The organism is Streptomyces sp. NBC_01717 (assembly GCF_036248255.1).
Taxonomy (GTDB): domain Bacteria; phylum Actinomycetota; class Actinomycetes; order Streptomycetales; family Streptomycetaceae; genus Streptomyces.
This window is the reverse complement of the sequence record NZ_CP109178.1, coordinates 1,289,939-1,310,965: the sequence shown is the minus strand read 5'-3', so window position 1 is coordinate 1,310,965 and position 21,027 is coordinate 1,289,939. Positions and strand designations below refer to the sequence as shown.

The 21,027-nt window shown below is 68.8% G+C and carries 18 protein-coding genes and 1 riboswitch; of the genes, 11 read left to right on the top strand and 7 right to left on the bottom strand.

Annotated elements, in window-relative coordinates; all coding sequences use genetic code 11:
• Positions 1-30: 30 nt before the first annotated feature.
• A riboswitch (adenosylcobalamin (AdoCbl) riboswitch) is annotated at positions 31-179 on the top strand.
• Positions 180-182: 3 nt separating this feature from the next.
• Both OHB49_RS06135 and OHB49_RS06130 read left to right on the top strand, forming a co-directional pair.
• Positions 183-401, top strand: coding sequence for a CbtB domain-containing protein (locus tag OHB49_RS06135; RefSeq protein ID WP_030980799.1), 219 nt, complete (start codon positions 183-185; stop codon positions 399-401).
• Positions 402-429: 28 nt separating this feature from the next.
• Positions 430-1,203: a CbtA family protein gene (locus tag OHB49_RS06130; RefSeq protein WP_329158559.1), complete on the top strand. Its 774-nt coding sequence runs from the start codon at positions 430-432 to the stop codon at positions 1,201-1,203.
• A gap of 89 nt (positions 1,204-1,292) precedes the next feature.
• Here OHB49_RS06130 and OHB49_RS06125 read toward each other — a convergent pair whose 3' ends face one another.
• Together OHB49_RS06125 and OHB49_RS06120 are read right to left on the bottom strand one after the other, a co-directional pair.
• A complete protein-coding gene (locus OHB49_RS06125) occupies positions 1,293-1,868 on the bottom strand; it encodes a GNAT family N-acetyltransferase (RefSeq protein ID WP_329158558.1) in 576 nt (191 codons plus the stop codon).
• 142 nt (positions 1,869-2,010) lie between these two features.
• A complete protein-coding gene (locus tag OHB49_RS06120) occupies positions 2,011-2,376 on the bottom strand; it encodes a tetratricopeptide repeat protein (protein ID WP_329158557.1) in 366 nt (121 codons plus the stop codon).
• Between the two features lie 166 nt (positions 2,377-2,542).
• Between OHB49_RS06120 and OHB49_RS06115 the strand changes: the two genes are divergently transcribed.
• A complete protein-coding gene (locus tag OHB49_RS06115) occupies positions 2,543-3,508 on the top strand; it encodes a pirin family protein (protein WP_329158556.1) in 966 nt (321 codons plus the stop codon).
• A gap of 143 nt (positions 3,509-3,651) precedes the next feature.
• Here OHB49_RS06115 and OHB49_RS06110 read toward each other — a convergent pair whose 3' ends face one another.
• The 3 genes from OHB49_RS06110 to OHB49_RS06100 all read right to left on the bottom strand — a co-directional run bounded on the left by OHB49_RS06110 (position 3,652) and on the right by OHB49_RS06100 (position 7,984).
• Positions 3,652-4,455, bottom strand: a complete 804-nt coding sequence (locus OHB49_RS06110) for a Cof-type HAD-IIB family hydrolase (protein WP_030980804.1) — start codon at positions 4,453-4,455, stop codon at positions 3,652-3,654.
• A 542-nt stretch (positions 4,456-4,997) separates the two neighbouring features.
• Complete coding sequence (locus OHB49_RS06105) at positions 4,998-6,968, bottom strand: potassium transporter Kup (protein ID WP_329158555.1); 1,971 nt, start codon at positions 6,966-6,968, stop codon at positions 4,998-5,000.
• A 332-nt stretch (positions 6,969-7,300) separates the two neighbouring features.
• Entirely contained in the window at positions 7,301-7,984 is a 684-nt protein-coding gene (locus OHB49_RS06100; protein ID WP_329158554.1) for a hypothetical protein, read from the bottom strand.
• A 172-nt stretch (positions 7,985-8,156) separates the two neighbouring features.
• Here OHB49_RS06100 and OHB49_RS06095 point away from each other — a divergent pair, with 172 nt between their 5' ends.
• The 4 genes from OHB49_RS06095 (at position 8,157) to OHB49_RS06080 (ending at position 14,118) form a co-directional block, all read left to right on the top strand.
• Entirely contained in the window at positions 8,157-9,365 is a 1,209-nt protein-coding gene (locus OHB49_RS06095) for a HupE/UreJ family protein (RefSeq protein ID WP_329158553.1), read from the top strand.
• Positions 9,366-9,492: 127 nt separating this feature from the next.
• On the top strand, positions 9,493-11,469 hold the full coding sequence (locus OHB49_RS06090; protein ID WP_329158551.1) for a metallophosphoesterase family protein: 1,977 nt from the start codon (positions 9,493-9,495) through the stop codon (positions 11,467-11,469).
• Between the two features lie 76 nt (positions 11,470-11,545).
• Positions 11,546-12,610 carry a WxL protein peptidoglycan domain-containing protein gene (locus tag OHB49_RS06085; RefSeq protein WP_329158549.1) on the top strand — a complete coding sequence of 355 codons (1,065 nt, stop codon included), beginning with the start codon at positions 11,546-11,548 and terminating at the stop codon, positions 12,608-12,610.
• Positions 12,611-12,927: 317 nt separating this feature from the next.
• A complete protein-coding gene (locus tag OHB49_RS06080) occupies positions 12,928-14,118 on the top strand; it encodes an IS110 family transposase (RefSeq protein WP_329156964.1) in 1,191 nt (396 codons plus the stop codon).
• Between the two features lie 959 nt (positions 14,119-15,077).
• On the opposite strand, the gene OHB49_RS06075 is transcribed toward OHB49_RS06080, so the two are convergent.
• Positions 15,078-15,764, bottom strand: a complete 687-nt coding sequence (locus OHB49_RS06075) for a DUF2848 domain-containing protein (protein ID WP_329158547.1) — start codon at positions 15,762-15,764, stop codon at positions 15,078-15,080.
• Between the two features lie 127 nt (positions 15,765-15,891).
• On the opposite strand from OHB49_RS06075, the gene OHB49_RS06070 reads away from it, so the two are divergent.
• From OHB49_RS06070 to OHB49_RS06060, 3 genes are read left to right on the top strand one after another with little or no spacing between them, the layout of a single operon-like run.
• On the top strand, positions 15,892-17,241 hold the full coding sequence (locus OHB49_RS06070; RefSeq protein WP_443079496.1) for an MFS transporter: 1,350 nt from the start codon (positions 15,892-15,894) through the stop codon (positions 17,239-17,241).
• A 39-nt stretch (positions 17,242-17,280) separates the two neighbouring features.
• On the top strand, positions 17,281-18,105 hold the full coding sequence (locus OHB49_RS06065; RefSeq protein ID WP_329158545.1) for a carbon-nitrogen hydrolase family protein: 825 nt from the start codon (positions 17,281-17,283) through the stop codon (positions 18,103-18,105).
• A gap of 30 nt (positions 18,106-18,135) precedes the next feature.
• On the top strand, positions 18,136-18,483 hold the full coding sequence (locus tag OHB49_RS06060) for a cupin domain-containing protein (RefSeq protein ID WP_329158544.1): 348 nt from the start codon (positions 18,136-18,138) through the stop codon (positions 18,481-18,483).
• 38 nt (positions 18,484-18,521) lie between these two features.
• On the opposite strand, the gene OHB49_RS06055 is transcribed toward OHB49_RS06060, so the two are convergent.
• Complete coding sequence (locus OHB49_RS06055) at positions 18,522-19,151, bottom strand: GntR family transcriptional regulator (protein WP_329158542.1); 630 nt, start codon at positions 19,149-19,151, stop codon at positions 18,522-18,524.
• A 275-nt stretch (positions 19,152-19,426) separates the two neighbouring features.
• Here OHB49_RS06055 and OHB49_RS06050 point away from each other — a divergent pair, with 275 nt between their 5' ends.
• The gene (locus OHB49_RS06050) at positions 19,427-20,908 is read left to right on the top strand and encodes an MFS transporter (RefSeq protein ID WP_329158541.1); all 1,482 of its coding nucleotides are present in this window, start codon (positions 19,427-19,429) and stop codon (positions 20,906-20,908) included.
• The last annotated feature ends 119 nt before the right edge of the window (positions 20,909-21,027 follow it).

The window sequence follows — 21,027 nt, the reverse complement described above, 5'->3', positions numbered from 1 at the left end:
ATGGCGGCGGGGTGCTCCCAGGCGGTATGGTCGCGACGAACATGACGACGGTGTGATGGAAGTCCGGTGAGAATCCGGCACGGTCGCGCCACTGTGAACCCGTATCCGTACGGGAAGTCAGACCCAGCACTGTCGTCTCAGGCACCACGATCGGGACGCGTGTTCCCCCAGGAGGTTCTGCCATGGCACAGACTGCTGCCCCCGCCGCCGTCGCATCACCCGCCATCACCCCCATCTCGCTGAAGGCCATTGCCCCGTGGGCGGTCTTCTTCGGCATTCTCATGCTCGTCCTGCTGTACTTCGTCGGCGCCGAGCAGGGCGCCACTGCGGTCATCTCCGGCGAGGGTGTCCACGAGTGGGTCCACGACGGTCGCCACCTGCTCGGTTTCCCCTGCCACTGACATACCGCGCAAGCCAGGGGAACCCCTCATGAACTCCATATCTGTCAGAGCCCTGCTGATCCGAGGCATGCTGGCCGGCCTCGTCGCGGGCGCGCTCGCACTTGCCGTCGCCTACTTCCTCGGGGAGTCGCGGGTCGACGCGGCGATCGCCCTCGAAGAGGCGCACAGCCACGACCACGGTGGCGGCGAGGAACTCGTCAGCCGTGCCATGCAGTCCACGGCCGGCCTCGCCACCGGTGTCCTCGTCTTCGGCGTGGCCGTCGGCGGCATCGCCGCGCTCGTCTTCTGCTACGCCCTCGGCCGCATCGGCAGGTTCGGCCCCCGGGCCACCGCCGCACTGATCGCGTTCGGCGCCCTGCTGACCGTGTATGTCGTGCCGTTCCTCAAGTACCCGGCCAACCCGCCGGCCGTCGGCAACCCCGACACGATCGGCCAACGCACCGCCATGTTCTTCCTCATGGTCGCTCTCAGTGTGCTGCTCGCCGTCGCGGCCGTCATTCTCGGCAAGCGGCTGGCTCCTCGCCTGGGCAACTGGAACGCGACGATCGCCGCATCCGCCGCCTACGTCCTCGTCATCGGGCTCGCCTACGTCTTCCTGCCCTCGTTCAACGAGGTCGGCAAGGACTTCCCGGCCGGCCTGCTGTGGGAGTTCCGCCTCGCCACCCTCGCCGTTCAGGCCACGCTCTGGACCACTTTCGGTCTGTTCTTCGGCTATCTGACCGAGCGTCTGCTGGTGCCGGGATCGGACACGGTCCCGGCGGAGGGTGGCACGGTATCCCGCACGGCCACCGCTGCCGGCTGACCGGCCGAAACACCACTACGACCGAACCCGCCAGGAGCTGCCTGGCGGGTTCGGTCGTGGTAGGGGTCCAGCCGCCCGGGTGTCCGGCGTCATGACGGACGTCGAGCCGAGACCTGGGGAGAAGGTGCGGACCCGGCGGCTCCGTCCGTCGCAGCCGCTCCGTCCCCGCGTTCGTCCGCCGATCCGGCCGTCCAGTCGATCCGGTAGTGCCTCAGCAGGTCGTCCTCCCCGACGAAGCGCATCCCGGCCGCTGCCATGACGTGCTGGGACGCGGCGTTGTCGAGGTCGGCGTCGCCCTTGACCGACGCGACACCCTCGGCACGGGCGAACTCCAGCAGCGCGCGCAGAGCCTCGGAGGCGTACCCCTTGCCGCGCATCGCCGGTATCAGGCCGTAGCCGATCGTGACCTGCCCCTGGTCGTCCGGGACGCCATGGAAGCCGACTCCGCCGATGGCGTGCCCGTCCTCGCGGAGGCGGATCTCGTACGCGCCGAACGGCTCGGGATTGCCGGTGTCCGCGCAGTGCTCCAGGAAGTGCCGCGCGCCCGCCCGGTCGCCGTCGTTGGGATAGTCAGGTGCCCAGAGGGCGTCCGGCCCGGGACGGCCTTCCACTACGTACTCCGCCTCTGCGGGGGTCAGAGGGTGGAGCACGAGCCGCGTTGTCACTAGAGCTTCCATGACTCGTCGGACTATCACGGCGGCAAGCCTCGACGCATCGGAATTTTGGCCGCTCGAAGAGGGGGTAGCGACGTGCGTAAGGGCCGACTCCCCCCGAACACGCCCGCAGCCCTACCGAAGGCGCTCCGCCTCAGACGTCCGAGTCGCCCTCGTCGTCCCAGAAAGCCCCGGACATCGCCGCAGCCATGCGCAGATGCGGTGTCGCCTCGGCCTGCCGTCCCTGCCGCTCCAACGTGCGACCGAGCATGAGCCGTGCGTAGTGCTCCACAGGGTCGCGCTCCAGCACGGCCCGCAGCTCCGTCTCGGCCTTGCCGAGTCGGGCCGAGTGGTAGTAGGCGCGGGCCAGCAGCAGCCGCGGGGCGACCTGCTCCGGCGCTTCCTCGACCAGCCCACCCAGGATCCGGGCCGCGGTGAGATACTCCTTCGCCTCGAAGAACATCCGGGCGCGGTCCCAGCGGTCGGCTGCCGTACCGAACTCGAAGTAGCTGTCGTTCACTTGTCCTCCTCGGTCGCGGCCTTCCCGGATCCTGCCGGTCGGGCGTCCGTTCATCCGCCCAGCCGTTCGTTCGCCCTTGACAACACAGCATAATGGTTGAACATTCCACTAAAATCTCGGCGTGGGTATCGACCGCCCGCGCCCGCACGGGAATAGGTTGAGCGCCATGAGCAATCTCGATCGCCAGGCCGCACTCTCCGTCTGCGGAGGGCGGGGTTTCGTCGTCGCTGAGCCGGTACGTGAACTTCTCGCCCCGCGCCACGTCCAGCTCGGCGAGTCCACGGAGGTCCGCCGGCTGCTGCCCAATCTCGGCCGGCGCATGGTCGGCGCCTGGGCCTTCGTGGATCATTACGGCCCTGACGACATTGCCGACGAGCCCGGGATGCAGGTCCCGCCGCACCCCCACATGGGTCTTCAGACGGTCAGCTGGCTTCACGAGGGTGAGGTGCTGCACCGCGACAGCCTCGGCAGTCTGCAGACGGTGCGCCCGCGCGAACTGGGGCTGATGACCTCCGGCCGGGCGATCAGCCACTCCGAGGAGAGCCCGAAGTCACACGCCCGTTTTCTGCACGGCGCCCAGCTCTGGGTGGCCCTGCCCGACGCGCACCGGCAGGTCGAGCCGCACTTTCAGCACCACACCGAGCTGCCCACCGTCACCGCCCCCGGCCTCACCGCCACGGTGATCCTCGGCGAACTCGACGGTGCCACGTCACCGGGCACGGCCTACACCCCGATCGTCGGCGCGGACGTCGCCCTGGCGGGCGGCGCCGAGGCGCGACTGCCGCTCGACCCCGACTTCGAGTACGCAGTGCTGTCGATGTCCGGCGAGGCGGAGGTCGACGGTGTGCCGCTGCAGCCGGGATCGATGCTCTACCTCGGCTGCGGCCGCAGCGAACTCCCCCTGCGCGCCACCTCCGACGCCGGCCTCATGCTCCTGGGTGGCGAGCCGTTCGAGGAAGAGATCGTCATGTGGTGGAACTTCATCGGGCGTTCCCATGAGGAAATCGAGGAGGCCCGGAGGGGCTGGATGGAGAGCTCCCGCTTCGGCGAGGTGAAGGGCTACGACGGCGACCGGCTGGCCGCCCCCGCACTGCCGCCTGTGGCGCTGAAGCCGCGGGGCCGGGTGCGTTGAACTGTGTGGGGCGCCGGCATCGGACGGGTCGAGCTGGTGTCCGTCCGGGGTCGGCGGCTGCGGTACCCCTTGGCGGTGGGCTGGTGGCTGAAGGCCCGTGATCCGGGCCTGAGGCGGCAGACGCGGTCATGCGGTGCCGCGGGTCATAGGATGAACTGCTCGACCGCGTTCGCGAAACCCTCCTCCTCGTTGCTCGTCGTAACCCGCCTCGCCGCGCGCTGGACCTCGTGGCTGGCGTTTCCCATCGCGATGGACAGTCCCGAGTGGGCGAACATCAGCACGTCGTTGGGCATGTCGCCGATCGTGGCGATCTGTTCGGGGGAAATCCGGAGCTTGGCGGACCAGTACTTGACGACACCGCCCTTGTTGGCCTGCGGATGGGTCACATCGAGGTAGTAGGGCTGCGAGCGGGCGGCCGAGACATGCTCGCCGAACTGCGCGCGAGTTGCGACCGCGGCCGCCTCTACGACCTGGTGGTCATCGCTGACCCCGACGACCTTGGCGGCGCCTTGCTCGAGCCCGTCGAAATCGGGAACGAGCGTGGGCGAGAACTGCACCGTCCAGCTCTCGCGATCAACGTGCGGCCCCTTGAGATCGCGGACGTACCAGTCGGCGCCCCGGTAGATCCAGACGCTGAGGCCGAACGATTCCATCAGCGCGACGGCCGGGGCCACCACCTCCGTGGGAATCACCTGCTGTTCGACAACGGTCATGTCCGGGTTGACGATGAGACCACCGTTGAAGGCGGCGAGTTCAGTGGTCAGCGCCAGGGGCTCGATGATCATGGACATGCCGCGGGGTGGCCTCCCGCTGGTCACCGCGAAGAGGACGCCGGCGTCGTGCAGCTTGTGGACCGCCTGGATGGCGCGGTCGGTGAGGAGCTTGTCGCTCGTGACCAACGTGCCGTCGACGTCGGCAAGAAGTAGGCGGATCGGTCGGGTTGGCATCACGCCTCCGTAAGCTCTGGTCGCGGCAGGTCGGGGTGGGAAAGGCAACGGCTCAAGGATGCGGTGGGCCTGTGGGGCGGGTCCCCGGTCGTTGATTTCCGAAAGTTGCTGGAGGGCATCGTCGAGGCGGCATCAGTCGCAGTCGCGTTCCTCTCGAACGGAGGGGAAGGCTAATGCCCTTGTAGGCACGCAATGCTTGGATATACCCATTAAGTGTCGATGTAACCCTTGAAGGGCAACCTGACCAATAAAAGGGACATATTAAGTATTAACGATTGTGTGGCGAGGCTCTCGCGGGGCAGTGCCCTTGATTCACCGGCACCGGCGAGGTCAGCGTTCCCTCGCCGGCCCTCGTCATCGCCGCCATCGCCGTCGAGGAGGGGCGCGACGCGTGGCAGGGTAGGGGGCCGCGGGCCTGTGGCCGCCGCGGTGTCGACGGTCGATGGCGAGGCGGACGACGCGTGCGGGCGCGGCCCTGGCTGTGCCCGCTGCAACTGACCGCCCACGCAGGCCGAACGGGCCCGGCTCCCCGCGGTGCGCGCCTATACCTCGATGTGCGAGCCCATGATGACCGTGCGGTCGCGGGGCAGGCTGAAGTACTCGGCGGCGTCGGCCGTGATGTAGGAGGTGGCGATGAACAGCCGCTTGCGCCAGGGCGCCATCGTCGGGGCTTTCCCGCGCCGGAGCTCGATCTTCGACAGGAAGTAGGACGCCTGGTCGAGCTGCAACGGCCCTTCGGTTACGGCCGGGTCGAGCATGGCCAGCAGGCCGGGCACGTCCGGTGTTTCCATGTAGCCGAACCGGGCGGTGACGTGGATGATCCCGTCGTCGGCGTAGCCGAGGTCGTCCACGACGACCCGCTGGTCGGCCGGGACACGGGGCACCGGCTCGGTCTGCAGGGCGAGGATCACGACCTGCTCGTGCCGGACATGGTTGTGCTCGACGTTGGCCCGCATGGCCAGCGGCGTGGTCTCCTTGCCCCGGTTCAGGAAGACGGCCGTGCCGGGCGCCCGGAGCGTCGGCTCCTGCCCCGTGCGGAGGCCGTCGACGAACTCGGGCAACGGCCCCTCGGCGCGAGCTCGTTCCGCGGTGACCAGCTCGCGGCCCCGCTGCCAGGTCGTCATGACGGTGAACGCCGTGAGGCCGATCAGCAGCGGCAGCCACGCGCCGTGGACGAGCTTGGTCAGGTTGGCCGCCACGAACAGCAGGTCCACGAAGAGAAGCACGCCCGCGCCGATGCCGAGCAGCCACCGGGGCGTGCCCCACTTGGCGCGGGCGACGTAGAAGAAGAGCAGGGTGGTGATGGTGATGGTGCCGGTGACCGCCATGCCGAACGCGTAGGCCAGCGCCGCGGAGCTGCGGAAGGCGAAGACCAGGGTGAGGACCGAGACCATGAGCAGCCAGTTGATCCAGGGGACGTAGATCTGACCGATGGTGGATTCGGAGGTGTGCGCGATGCGCAGCCTCGGCAGATAGCCCAGCTGGGCCGCCTGGGAGGCGACCGAGTACGCGCCGGTGATCACCGCCTGGGAGGCGATCACGGTCGCCGCCGTCGCCAGGATGACCATCGGCCAGCGTCCCCAGTCGGGCACGAGCAGGAAGAACGGGCTGCTGATGTTGTCCGGATCGTCGAGGATCAGCGCGCCTTGGCCCAGGTAGCTCAGGACGCAGGCGGGCAGTACGAGGAACAGCCAGCCTCGGGTGATCGCCCGTCGGCCGAAGTGCCCCATGTCGGCGTAGAGCGCCTCGGCGCCGGTGACTGCGAGCACGATCGCGGCCAGGGCGAAGAAGGCCGTACCCCAGTGGCCGAACAGGAAGCCCAACGCGTACGTCGGTGACAGGGCCTTGAGGATGTCCGGGTGGTCGGCGATGCCGACGACGCCGCACGCACCGATGGCCACGAACCAGGCGATCATGACCGGCCCGAACACCCGGCCCACCGCCGCGGTTCCCCGGCGCTGCACCAGGAACAGGATTACGATGATCACCGCGGTGATGGGCACGACCGCGTCCTCCAGGGACGGCTCGACGACCTTGAGTCCTTCGACCGCGGACAGCACCGAGATCGCCGGGGTGATCATGCTGTCACCGAAGAACAGCGACGCCCCGAAGATGCCGAGCGCGGCCAGGACGACGGCGGCCCGACGCCCGCGCTGCGAACTCCACCGTCGCAGCAGGGTGATGAGCGCCATGATGCCGCCCTCGCCGTCGTTGTCGGCGCGCATCGCGAGCAGCACGTAGGTGACCGTGACGATGATCATCACCGACCAGAAAACCAGCGACACCACCCCGTACACGTTCTCCGTGCTGACCGGGACGGGGTGCGGGTCGTCGGGGTTGAACACCGTTTGGAGGGTGTAGATCGGGCTGGTCCCGATGTCACCGAAGACCACGCCGAGAGCACCGATGACCACCGCCAGGCGCACCGTGTCGCGCGCGCTCACCCGACGGGTGTCCAGCGTCCGCGATGCGGATCCGTCATCCGACGCGGGTTCCTGCCGGCGATCGGCCATGCTGCTCCTCCTCGTGCCGGCCGCTGAGCCGCGGACCGGGGCATCGGGGCGGACGATACCGATCCCATGGAGCGATCGTCGGTAGGGCGCCACTTCGTCTCGGCGACCGTCGCCGGCACGTCCGGGTGAGCGGGTCGAAACCGGGCAGCGCCCCCCCCCGGCCGCTACCACGCCGGCCTCCCCGCCAAGGGCTAACCACTTCGCCCTCCACAGTGAGCTCGCGCTGCTTTCCAACCGCGGCGCGACCCTCTCCTGACCCCACCCGTGCTGACCTCGCCCGGCCAAATCCAAGGTGTGGGTTCGACCGGCAGTTTCGCAGCAGGCCGCGACCCTCAGCGCGGGGCAGAGGGGGCGTCGAGCCAGATCACAATCCCGGTCAGGTCGTTGAGCACGGACGCGACGCCTGCCCTGATGGCGGCAGCGCAGCGCTCGGTGGAGAACGAGCCGGGGTCGTACGTCGAGGACATGCCGAGCCCTTCGCCACGGAACGACGCACCGGACCAGTCGACCGCCGTGACGTTGTGGGTGGGCTCGGCAAGCTCCGCGCCCACGACGAGGAACTGCTGGGACAGGTGGTTCGGGGTGACCACCGCGAGGGGGTCGACGAGGTCGTTGCCTGCGCTGACGACAAGGTCCGGGCCCATCTCGAGGGCCCTGGTGACGCTGGGAACGAGGTCGGACGGACCGTCGGCGGTCATCGTTCTGAGATCGACGTGTTCGTCCCCGGCCCAGTCCTGGACCGCCGTCACGAGCTTCTTGGTCGGGCGCTCGTCACCCGAGGTGAGCAGGACCACCCGGTAGTCCTTCGGTGGGTGGACCCCGGTCCAGGAGCCGGGCCGCGGCGTGGCGGTCCCCTCCGGGATGGGTGGGGAAGAGGGGTCGACGAACCCCGGACCGAGCGTGCCCACGGCAGTGGGGTCGGGGTGCGGCTGTGACCAGTCGTCGCCGGAACTGCATCCGGTGACCAGCGCGGCGGCCGCGGCCAGCGCGGCAGCGGCCCGAAGCAGGGAGCGCAAGGCGATCGTCCTCCGAGTGGTGGCGGATGGTGCGTCTACATCCTGCTATCCCGGTTGGTGCCGTCTTCCTCCGCAGGTGTCGTCATCGCGTTTGTTGTTCCACAGTTCGCCGGCCGCCCGGGCCGTGTTCACCCGTGACGCGCACCGTGCACTGGCAACCTGAAGGAGCAACATGTCACAACGGGTCCGCCGCACCATCGTCGGGATCACCGCGGCCGTGATCGCTTTCCTGAGCGCCGGACAGCCGGCGTCCGCCCACGGGTTCACGTCGACCGCGTACGTCGACGTCGCCGAGGGCAACGAGGGTCATATACGGACGAAACTGGGGCTCGAGTACGACCTCTTCATCGTATCCGCCGCCGACTACGAGGACGACGACCCCCTCTTCAAGACCGGAAACGCCGCGTTCGAAACCGGTGGCGCCAAGGAACAGTCCGAGGCGCTCAACGCCCATGCGGAGTCGGCCGTCAGATACGTGACCGAGCGCTTCTCGGTCACCTCGGACGGCAGGGCGTGCACGCCGACACGGGTCGGCGACTTCACGATCGGCCGGCGGGAGGGCGTGCCGTACGCCGGTCTGCTGCTCGACTGGGCGTGTTCCGAGCGGGGCGACGACCTGGAGGTGCGCAGCGGGCTGTTCCCCGACGGCGAGACGTACGTCAAGGGCACCAAGACGATCGTCACCTACGAGCTCGACGGCCGCTCCGGCAGTGCCGCACTCGACGCGGGTCACCCGTCCTTCTCGATCGGTCAGGCCTGGTACGAACGGTTCTGGGAGTTCTTTCGCCTGGGCGCCGAGCATCTGCTGTCCGGGATCGACCACATCCTGTTCCTGCTGGCACTCATCGCCGGGTCACGGCGCCTGCGCGAGATCGTGCTCGTGGCAACGAGTTTCACCCTGGCGCACTCGGTGACCTTCATGCTCGCCGCGCTCGGACTGGTCGACGCGCCCGCCGGCATCGTGGAGCCCGTCATCGCGCTGTCGATCGCCGTGGTCGCCGGCTGGCACCTGTGGCGGCTCTGGCGGCGCCGCGGCCACGCGTCCGACCTCGAGACAGCAGGGCGGGGCCACTTCAGCCTGGACCGTGCGGGCTGGATCCGCCTCGGGGTCGTGTTCTGCTTCGGCCTCGTGCACGGCCTGGGCTTCGCGGGCGCGCTGGGGATCGACGAGGCGTGGTCATGGACTCTGCTGTGGTCCTTGCTGGTGTTCAACGTCGGCATCGAGACAGTGCAGTTGGCTATCATCGCCGCCCTCTTCCCGCTGCTGATCGTGCTGCGCCACCGGGCGCCGACGGCCGGCCTCTGGGCGACCGGCGTGATCTCTGCCGGCGTGTCAGCCATGGGACTGGTGTGGTTCGTGCAACGGACGTTCGGAATCTGAGACCGATTCAGGTCCCGCGAGATGTTCAGACAAGTCCGAGATGGCATTGGTCGCGGGTTCACCATGTGAAGGAATCGTAAGGGTCTCCATTCCGTGCACTCATGTGCGTTAAAGGAACAAAAAACCAATGAAATCGAGCACCAAGAGACAGGCTCCCGGGTCTGTACGGCGCCGCGCGGCCACTGGGGCCACAGCGGCATTCCTGGGCTTGGCCGTAGCCCTCGGCAGCGGTACGGCGTCCCCCGCCGCCGCCGCCGAATCCGCAACGCTCACCGGCGTCATACTCGGCGTGGGCGCCAACGAGACCCAGCGCACCGTGACCTGGTACTCTTCGGCCGACACCGCGCAGAAGCTCCAGGTCGCCCCGACCACCGCGCTCGTCAACGGCGAGTTCCCGGCGGACGCCGCCAACTTCGACGCCACCGGCGCGGCGAACATCGCGACCAGCGGCGGCTTCAACCGCCACGCGACGATCACGGGCCTGAAGGAGCACACGGCGTACTCCTACCGCGTGGGCACCGAGGGCAACTGGTCCTCGACGTACTCGTTCAAGACGCAGGACTTCGAGGGCGACTACGACTTCCTGTTCTTCGGCGACCCGCAGATCGGCTCGTCCGGCAACCTGGCGCAGGACCAGGCCGGTTGGCAGGACACAGTGGACGTCTCGCTGGCGGCCAACCCCAACGCCGAACTGCTGTTGTCGGGCGGTGACCAGGTCGAGACCGCGAACACCGAGTCCCAGTGGAACTCCTTCCTGGCCCCCGACAAGCTCCGTCAGTACCCGTGGGCTCCCACCATCGGTAACCACGACGTCGGCGGCAAGGCGTACGAGCAGCACTTCACCACCCCGAACACGGACCGCTCGGGCCCGCTGTACTCCAACGGCAACCCGGCGTCCAACACGTCCGGCGGTGACTACTGGTACATCTACAAGGATGTGCTGTTCATCAACCTCAACAGCAACAGCTATGCCACCTCCCAGGGCGGCGGCGGTGACGCGGCGCACATCAAGTACGTGACCGACGTCATCAACCAGCACGGCGCCGAGGCCAAGTGGAAGGTGCTCAGTTACCACCACGCGATCTACTCGCCGGCGTCCCACGCCAAGGACAACGACAACAAGGTCCGCCGCGTCGACTTCTCGGACGCGTTCTCCAAGCTCGGTGTCGACCTGGTCCTCCAGGGCCACGACCACAGCTACTCGCGCAGCTATGAGATCAAGAACGGCCAGAAGGCGAACCCGGACGAGAAGCCCGGCGCCGCTGACCTGTACCCCGGTCCCGGTGGCGTCATCTACGTGACCGCGAACTCCGCTTCGGGCTCGAAGTACTACGACATCACGAAGCCGGACAGCAGCGGGACCAGCGGTGCCGGTAACGGTGCCGACCCGCAGAACCCGAACAACTACTGGTACAACTCGGTCCAGAACCAGGAGCACGTCCGCACCTACGTCAAGGTCCAGGTGCGCAGCGACAAGCTCGTGGTCGAGGACATTCGCAGCGGCACCTGCGCGGCCCCGAACTCCGAGGTCGAGCAGGGCATGTCCTGCAACAACACCGACGGGGACCAGCCTGTCGGCTCGACCGTCGACAAGTTCCAGGTGCACCCGAACCACGGCACCGGCCAGGACCTCCAGGTCAACGTGCCGAACCCGGCCCCGGGCGAGTTCGGTTGGACGATCGACGGCTACAACGGCCTGGTGAACCTCGGCACCGCGCAGGAGCGCAACGGTGACCACTTCGAGGCCTCCGGCAAGATCAACCCGATCACCGTGTCGGACAGCCGCCGTTCGCTCGCCCCGTGGTCGATCTCGGCTGACGTGAGCGACTTCAAGGACGCCGACAAGAAGTTCTCCGGCTCGTACCTCGGCTGGAGCCCGTACGTCCTCGACCAGGGCGCCGGCGCCACCAGCGGCGAATCGGTGGCCTCCGGCTACGACGACAACGGCCAGGGCCTGTCCGTCTCGCGCGGCCTCGCTCACGCCGACCAGGGCCACGCCCGTGGTGGGGCCAAGCTCGGCGCCGACCTGGGTCTGAAGATCCCGGACAGCGTTACCAAGGGTGGCTACCGCGCCACTCTGACGATCACCGCACTGAGCAGCTGATCAACCCGTCCCAACATGGCGGGGCGGGGCACCTTCCGGTGCCCCGCCCTGCCTGAAGTTCCAGGAGACCCCCGACATGCACCCGCCCGTCCCGCGCCGGAAGACCAACGTCAGCGCGCTCGTTCGTAACGCCACCCTGGCCCTGCTCATGGCCCTCGCGGCCGTCGGCCTGCGGGTCGATCCCGCTCTGGCGGACAACGGCGACGTCACCTGGACGGTCAGAACGGCCGCGAACGGGTACGGCGACGACCGCTCCAGCTTCAGCTACGGCGTGAACCCCGGCGGCACCGCCGAGGACGCCATGGTCGTCGCCAACCACAGCAAGTCCCCGCTCGAACTCGCTGTCTACGCCGCCGACGGTTTCACGGCCGGCACGGGCCAGCTCGATCTGCTCACCCAGGACAAGAAGTCCGTCGGCATCGGAGCCTGGGTCCACGCCGACCGCGACAGCGTCGTGATCAAGCCTGGTAAGTCCGCCAGGATTCCCTTCACGGTCGCCGTTCCGGACAACGCCACGCCCGGCGACTACGTGGGCGGAATCCTCACCTCCCTGCGGCAGTCCGACGAGGCCGAGGGCATCAACGTGGATCGGCGCCTCGGCATCCGGGTCAAACTGCGGGTCAGCGGCGAGCTCAAGCCGAAGCTCGCGATCGAGGACCTACACGTGGGCTACGCCGGGTCGTTCAACCCGTTCGCCCAGGGCGATGCCACCGTCACCTACACGATCCACAACACCGGCAACGCCATCCTGTCGGCCAAGCAGGGGGTATCGGTCGCCGGCCCGTTCGGGTGGCTGCGGTCCGCAGCGGGCGACATCGCCTCGCCGCCGGAGCTGCTCCCCGGTGAGAGCTGGAAGGTGAAGGTGCCCGTTCACGGCGTGGCGCCCGGAGTCAGCCTGGCCGCGACCGCGACCCTGACACCTCTGCTCACCGACGCGTCGGGCTCAACCAGTTCGCTCAAGCCGGTCCAGGCCACGGCGCACGGCTGGGCCGTCCCGTGGACGCTGTTGCTGCTGGTCGTCGTGGTGATCGCGGCAGTCGCCGGGGCACTCGTTCTCCGGCGTCGAAACCGCGTACGGCGCAAGGCGCGTGAGGACGCCCGCATCCGGGACGCGGTCGAGCAGGCGCTCCGCGACCAGTAGCCGCAGGGGCGGAGGCCGCCCGCCTGCGTAGTCGGTCCGACCGCGACGCCCTGACGGCCCGACGGGTTCCGGAGTCAGTTGGTCCTACGTTGTTGGTGGGTTGGACGGGCCGTCGTAAGGTCCAGAGGCCCAGAGACACCGGGTATGGCTTTCAGTTGGTTGCCCTCGATGGTTCCCGTCACCTGGCCGCCGGGTGTCTCACGACGACTCGGCCGCTGATTAGGAGCTGCGGGCACCTGCGGGTGTACCGCTGAGTAGGACCACGCTGGCGAGGTCGTTCGGGAAAACAGCGCACACCGACGGAACCGGAGGAACCCGTGCCCCAGATATGGGCAGGCGTGGACATCGGCAAGACCCATCACCACTGCGTGGTCCTGAATGCCGAGGGCACGCGGCTGCTGTCGCGCCGCGTGTTGAACGACGAGCCGGAACTGCTGGCCCTGCTCGCCGACGTGCTGGCCATCGACGAGGACGCCGTGTGGGCGGTCGATGTCGCCGACGGTATGGCCACCTTGCTGATCAGTGTGCTGCTCAACCACGGACAGCAGCTGCTCTACATCCCCGGCCTCGCGGTCAACCGGGCATCCGCCGGCTACCGGGGCACCGGCAAAACCGACGCCAAGGACGCCACCGTCATTGCCGACCAGGCCCGGATGCGCCGGGACCTGACCGTCCTGCGCCCGGACGACGAGCACGCCATCGAGCTGCGGGTCCTCACCAACCGCCGGGCCGACATCAATGCCGACCGCACCCGCCGCATCAACCGCCTGCGCGGGCAACTCACCGGCATCTTCCCGGCGTTGGAGCGAGTCCTGGACCTGGGGAACGTCGGCCCGCTGGTCCTGCTGACCGGTTACCAGACCCCGGGCGCCCTGCGCCGCACCGGCCGCAAGCGGCTGGAGACCTGGCTGCGCAACCGCTCCGTCCGCGGGGCCGAAGTCCTCGCCGAAACCGCCGTCGAGGCGGCCGAGCGCCAGCACACCGCCGTCCCCGGGGAGAAGATCACCGCTCAGGTGATCCACACCCTGGCGAAGGAGGTGATGAGTCTCAACGAGCAGATCACCGAGATCGACAAGCTCATTGCGACCCGGTTTCGCGAGCACGAACTCGCCGAAGTGATCTCCAGCATGCCTGGCATCGGCCCGCTGCTGGGCGCCGAGTTCCTCGCCGCCACCGCCGGCGACATGAGCCGCTACGGCACGGCCGACCGCCTGGCCAGCCTTGCCGGAGTCGCCCCAGTGCCCCGCGACTCGGGCAACGTCATCGGCAACCTGCACCGCCCCCGGCGCTACCACCGCGGCCTGCAACGCGTCTTCTACACCTCCGCGCTCATCAGCATCCGCAGCTGCGACGCGTCCCGCCGCTACTACGAACGCAAGCGCGCCGAGGGCAAGCGGCACACCCAGGCCGTCCTCGCACTGGCCCGGCGACGGGTCAACGTGCTGTGGGCCTTGATTCGTGACGGACGGTGCTTCCAAAGCGAACTCCCTGTCACAGTCGCGGCTTGACAACGTCATTAGGAGGTGATCACTCAGCTCGTGATTGCCGAGCAGATGTGACGGCGCTGCGCCTGAGCGCCGTCCGTCGCGCAGGAGGGCCCAGATGGCGTCGCCGGGAGGGCGGGCTGCTGTGCGGCGACGGCTCGGCAAGGCGGTCGCGGAATCCCCCGCCAGCACTCGCCGTAGGGTGGCCCGATGTTCGATCGGCTGGAGATCAGTGTGCTGCCGCCAGGGCCCCGGTTCGGTGTCCGTCTGCGGTTCTGGGTCAACGGTGAGGACGTGGTGGCAGGGGCGGTCGGCGAAGGGGGCCGCGGGCCGTTCGCGTCTGACGTGCTGCCCGTCGGCCGTCCCAGTGCCCTCCGTGCGGCCAGTGAGCCGCGGCGCGTGGAACTGGGGGAACCTGAGTGCACAGGTGGCTGCTGCGGTTTCCTGTCCGTGGTCGTACAGCGAATCGGGGGCATCGTGCAGTGGTCGGACTGGCGGGTTCCGTACTCGGAGGTCCCTCCGCCGGAGTTTCACTTCGAAGCCTGCCGGTACGACGCCGAACTGGCTCGCGTGGAGACGGAATGGTGCCGGCATGTCCACACGTGGCGATGTGTCAGTCGGCGCCCCGTTCGGCCGACAGCCGAAGGCACTTGGGCTTCGGAGTCTGCGGCTGTTTCGCTGGGGAGGCCGCAGGTTCCCGCTGATCTTGCCGGAGTCGCCCGGGACCAGGTGGGCGTAGCCGCTTTCGGGCCGACGAACGTCGACCCGCCGTCGACCATCACGGTGGGCCCGGACACCGCCAGGACCCAGGCGATGGCCGTCAGCCCGTGGGCGTGCCGATCTGATTCCGTTCGAGCGCGGAGCGCAGTTTCGAGATGCTCATCAGCGGGTCGGTGCAAGCCCGAAGCGACCGTTCGCGCCGGAGGAACGAGTCGTCCTGGTGGGCCTTCCGCCGAAGCCCCAGCAGGACGGCACTGTGCTGATCAGCCGATCGGCTCCGGCATCGGGACCACCGAGTAGGCAAGGGTGATGGCGTTACCGGTCGCCGGATCGGCCAGCTCCACGCGCCAGGCCTCGCCGAACTGGTCAACGTCCTCCGCCATCGGGATCGTGCCGGATATCAGCACCGTGCCGGGGATCAGCTCGCCGCGTCCGCGAAGCACGTCGGCCCAGTAGGCGGGCGTGAGCAGCTCGGCGAGGCAGCCGTCCTGGATCAGGAATTCCTCGCCCTTGACGGTGACCCAGGCGCGCAGGGTCAGGTCGTCCAGGCGATCCTCCACGTCGGCCAGCCGCCAGGCGCGGCGGGCCAGGACATCGGGGCTCGCGTTCTTGCTCCAGGCCACGCCGTGCACTTCGAGCTCACGGTCGGTGTGGTCGCAGGCGGCGGTGAGCAGCAGCTCGCCTTCCTCGGCCACGACGAGCGCCCACTCCGCCTCGCCGGAGGTCCGCCCGTGCTGCACGGCGACGCGATCGGTCTGCTGCGCGAGGTAGGGCGAGACCGGGTAGAGAGCCGGGGTCGTGGTCGGGGCGGGCACACCGAGTGCGGCGAGTTCGGCGACGTGCGCGGCGACGTCGTCCTGGCTGCGCCCGGCGTAGCCGGCGTTGAGGACTTGGACGATGTCCACGTCAAGGGTGGAGCCGTCGGGCAGTTCGAATGTGAGCAGGGCCATGGGATCTCCCGGGAGTGAAGGGGCAGGCGGGTTGCGAAGCAGTTAACTTCCCGTTCAGGGGTTGCGCATACGACCTGTATACAAGAAGTATGCCGAAAGGTCGATGTTCCACGAACCGAGGACTGAAATGCTGTACGACGCCCCCCGAGCCGAGGCCGCCCCACCGGGCATGACGACGGGCCGCTCCGGTCTCGTTCGCGCCTTCTTCGCGAGCCTGACCGGCACCGCCCTGGAGTGGTACGACTTCGCGGTCTACTCCGCCGCGTCGGCCCTGGTCTTCGGCGACCTGTTCTTCCCCTCCGAGGACCCGCTGACCGGCACCCTGCTCGCCTTCTCCACGTACGCCGTCGGCTACGTATCGCGCCCGCTCGGCGGCATCGTCTTCGGGCGGCTGGGCGATGTGATCGGCCGGAAGAAGGTCCTGATCGCGACGCTGGTCCTGATCGGCGCGGCCACTTTTGTGATCGGCCTGCTGCCCACCCACAGCACCATCGGTGCCGCCGCGCCCATCGCACTGGTCGTGCTGCGGTTCGCACAGGGCGTCGGCGTCGGCGGCGAGTGGGGCGGTGCCGTGCTGCTCTCCAGTGAGTTCGGCGACTCGAAGAGGCGCGGCTTCTACGCCTCCGCCGCGCAGGTCGGACCGCCTGCAGGCAACCTCCTCGCCAACGGCGTCCTGGCAGCGCTCGGCGTCCTGTTGACGGAGGACCAGTTCCTCTCCTGGGGCTGGCGCATCGCCTTCCTGGTCTCCGGCGTCCTGGTCGGATTCGGCCTGTGGATCCGCGCGAAGCTGGAGGAGACCCCGGTCTTCAAGGCGATGGAGGCCGAGCACTCCCGCCCGGAGGCGCCGGTGCGAGAGGTGCTCACCCGTCAGCCCCGCGCGCTGGCCGCCGCGATCCTCGCCCGCGTTGCCCCGGACGTGCTGTACGCCTTGTTCACCGTGTTCGTCCTGACCTACGCCACCGACGAGCTGGACATGTCGCGCGGCTCGGCCCTGACGGCCGTACTGATCGGCTCCTCGCTGCAGATCTTCCTGATCCCGCTGGCCGGCGCCCTGTCCGACCGGGTCAACCGGCGCCTCCTGTACGGCTGTTCGGCCGTCGGCGCCGGTGTCTGGCCGTTCGTCTTCTTCGGCATGGTCGACGGCGACTCGTGGGGTCTGTTGGTCCTCGGCGTGGTCGTCGCCCTGGTCCTGCACTCCCTGATGTACGGGCCGCAGGCCGCGTTCGTCGCCGAGCAGTTCTCGCCGCGGCTGCGCTCCACGGGGTCCTCGCTCGCGTACACGCTGGCCGGTCTGATCGGCGGCGCGATCGCTCCGCTGCTGTTCACGGCGCTGCTCGGTTCGTTCCACAGCTGGGTGCCGCTCGCGGTGTACGTCGCCGTCGCCGCAGCCGTGACCCTTGCCGGACTCCTGCTGGGCCGGGACTCGGCGGCAGCGGTGGACGAGGACGCCCAACTGGTCGCGCAAGCGGCTGCCTGAACCCGTAGCCACCTGAACTTTTGTCGGAAGGGATTCCTCATGCTCATCGCCCTGAGCCAGATCACCACCGGGCCCGAACCGGCCAAGAACCTCGACCTCATCGAGGAGCAGGCCCGGCGCGCGGCCGAGGCAGGCGCCCGCGTCGTCGTCCTCCCCGAAGCGGCGATGGCCTGTTTCGGCACGCCGCTCGCCCCGCTCGCCGAGCCGCTCGACGGGCCGTGGGCGCACCGGGTGAGGGCCATCGCCGAGGCGGCAGGCATCGTCGTCGTCGCGGGGATGTTCACCCCGGCCGGCGACGGGCGGGTGACGAACACCCTGCTCGTGACCGGCCCGGGCGTCGAGGCGACGTACGACAAGATCCACCTCTACGACGCCTTCGGCTTCGCGGAGTCCGACAGTGTCGCCCCCGGCTCGACGGTGGTCACCGTCGACGTGGAAGGCGTCCGCTTCGGTCTGGCCACCTGCTACGACGTGCGCTTCCCCGAACTCTTTCGGGCCCACGCCGACGCGGGCGCCGTCGCCACTCTGCTCGCCGCGTCCTGGGGCGCGGGCCCCGGGAAGCGCGAGCAGTGGGAACTCCTCGTACGGGCGCGGGCTCTGGACGCCACGGTCTGGGTCGCCGCAACGGGCCAGGCCGATCCGGCGGCGAGCGGCATCACCGGCGCGGGAACGGCACCGACGGGCATCGGGCACAGCATGCTCGTCGGCCCGGACGGCACGGTACGGGAAGCCTTGGGCGCGGCACCGGGGCTGCTGATCGCGGAGTTGGACGTCGCCGAGGTCGCCCGGGTGCGGGAGAAGACGTCCGTGCTGGCCAACCGTAGGCTCGGGCTCGGCGATGCTGCGATCACCTACCCGGTGTGATCCGGTCCGACCAGCTCAGGGAGCACCGTCGTGAGCAAGCCAGAACTCGAATTCCACCACCCCGCCGGGCCCTGGCGGCCGGCACCCGGGTCCGCGCCGGGCGTCGTGGAGCGCGTACTCGCCCAGGACGCTTCGGGTACGCGCACCACGGCTCTGGTGAAGTGGGAGCCCGGCACGGACTCCTCGGACCTCGGCGTGACACGGCACGACTTCTGGGAGGAGGTCTACCTCGTCGAGGGCTCGATGTACGACCTCACCATCGAGCAGACCTTCACCCAGGGCCAGTACGCCTGCCGTCCGCCAGGCATGCCGCACGGCCCTTGGACGTCGCAGGAGGGCGTGACGATGCTGGTGTTCACCTATCCGGACCACGACTGAGCGGAGGCGGCGGGCGAACCGTGCCTGCCGGTTCCGCGTCACCCCACGAGCAGGACCCGCAGCGTCGACTCCAGGTGGCTGTCGATCGCCGCGCTCGCCGCGCCCGCGTCGGCCGCGGCGATCGCGTCCAGGATCGCCCGGTGTTCGTCGATCACCGACTGCGGCCGACCCTTCTGGTTGTACAGTGCCACGACGCCCGCACGCACCTGGCGGCTGCGCAGCCCGTCGTAGTGGCGGTCGAGGAGGCCGTTGCCGACGGCCGAGACGAGCGTCGTGTGAAAGCGATGGTCGATGGCGATGAACTCTTTGGCGTCGTCGGGTCCGCTCAGCCCACGCTGCCGCTCCAACAGCTCGGCCAGTTCCTCGACGGGCGCGCGGTCCAACGCGATGACCTGTTCCGCCGCATACCGTTCTACGATGCCGCGCAACTCCATCAGCTCGGAGATCTCCCGCCCGGTCAGCCTGGCGACCCGCGCTCCGCGCCGGGGCACCATCTGGACCAGATCCTCGGCCGCGAGCAGCAGCAGGGCTTCGCGGATGGGAGTGCGGGAGACGCCGATGCGATCGGCGATCTCCTGCTCGGAGAGGAACTCACCCTGCATCGCCGGGTCGGTGAGCACTGTTTCCTTGAGGTAGGCGTATGCCTTCTCCCGACCGGACGTCGCCATCTGAGCTCCCGTGGAACCGCATCGCATACAACTTGTATACGGAAGTTAGCACGGACCGACGAGCAACTGGCCCATAAGCCCTGTGCGGAGCCGGGGGGCTCGACGTGGATCCCGACGCGGCTCCCTGAAGTTCGGGCTCGACGCCGGGTTGTCGGCCGTGTACCACTCGTGATCATGTCCATATCGGTGACCACTATGCGGACGGATTTGCGAACGAATTCCGGTCGGCGCATACGATCCGCCGGTACGTCCCTGCACCACACCGGAAGGCGCTCGTGAGCTCCACCTCCCCCCTGTCCACCAGCACATCCCCGGTGACGACGTCGAGCACGGTACTGATCCGTTCCGCGGCCGACGTCTCCGATCTGGTCAACTCGGGCACGGCGCGAGGCCGTCACGCCAAGATGATCGTGATCATCGCGCTCGGCGGCATCTTCCTCGATGCCTACGACCTGAGCTCCCTCGCCTATGGGCTGCCCGACATCACGGAACAGTTCGGTCTCAGCTCCACCATGGCCGGCACGGTCACCGCCTCGATCAGCGTCGGTTCGCTCCTCGGCGCGCTCGTCGGCGGCTGGCTGGTGGACCGAATCGGCCGCTACCGGGTCTTCATGGCCAACATGCTCTTCTTCGTCGCCACCGCGCTGGTGTGCGCGGTGGCGCAGGACGTGTGGACGCTGATCGCCGCACGCTTCGTGATGGGCATCGGCGTCGGCATGGACATCCCGGTCGCGATCGCGTTCCTCGCCGAGTTCTCCCGGCTGCGCGGCAAGGGCAGCAAGGGCTCACGCACGGCCGCCTGGTCACCTGCCTGGTACACCGCGACCAGCGGTTGCTACCTGGTGATCATGCTGCTGTACTTCCTCCTGCCGGACGCCCAGTTGGGCTGGCTGTGGCGGTTCACCGTCGGCTTCGGCGCGATACCCGCGCTGCTGGTGCTGCTGCTGCGCCGGCGCTACATGAACGAGTCCCCGACCTGGGCCGCCGACCAGGGCGATCTGGAAGGCGCGGCGAGGATCCTGCGGCAGTCGTACGGCGTGGACGCGCGCGTCGCCGAGGACGCGCCCGCGACGACGCCCCGCCCGCCCAAGCCCGGCCTCGCCGCGTACGCACGGCTCTTCACCCCTCCGTACCGCACGCGCACGATCCAGTCGGTGACGGTCGGTCTGGCGGAGACCTTCGGCTACAACGCGGTCGCGTTCGGACTGCCGATCATCATCGCCACACTGATGACCCAGGGCCCGCTGACCACGATCGCGTCCTCTTTCGCGCTGAACCTCGTCTTCGCCCTGACCGGTGGAATTCTCGGCATCCGTTGGGCGTCGACCCGCGGCGCCTGGCCGATGATGACGCTGGGCTTCGCGATCCAGTTCGTTGCCATCACGGTGCTCGGTCTCATCGGAGACCCGTCCGGGACGGCCTTCGTGACAGCCGGTGTCCTGATGCTCGGCGCGTTCATGTTCGCCCAGGGCTTCGGCCCCGGCGCGCACATCATGAGCTACGCCTCGCTGGGCTTCCCGACCTCGATGCGCGGCGTCAGCATCGGCTTCAACCAGGCCGTGCTGCGCCTCGGTTCGACGCTGACGCTGTTCTTCTTCCCCATCCTCAGCAGCGGCCTCGGAACACGTGTCTACTGGGTCATCCTCGCCGCCCCCGTCCTCGGCCTGATCGCACTGCTGGCGAAGCACTGGGAGCCGGTCGGCTTCGACGCGGACGCGGAGGAACGGACTCGGTTCGTGACGGCGTCCAGGGGCTGAACTCCCGCACCGTCGGCCCGAAGGCCGTTCGCCGCCGACGTCGCGCAGCGCGCGCTCGGTCCGTTCAAGTGCCTCCTGCTCACGGCCCGTCCGGCGCCAGGTGCACGCGAGGCCGGCGC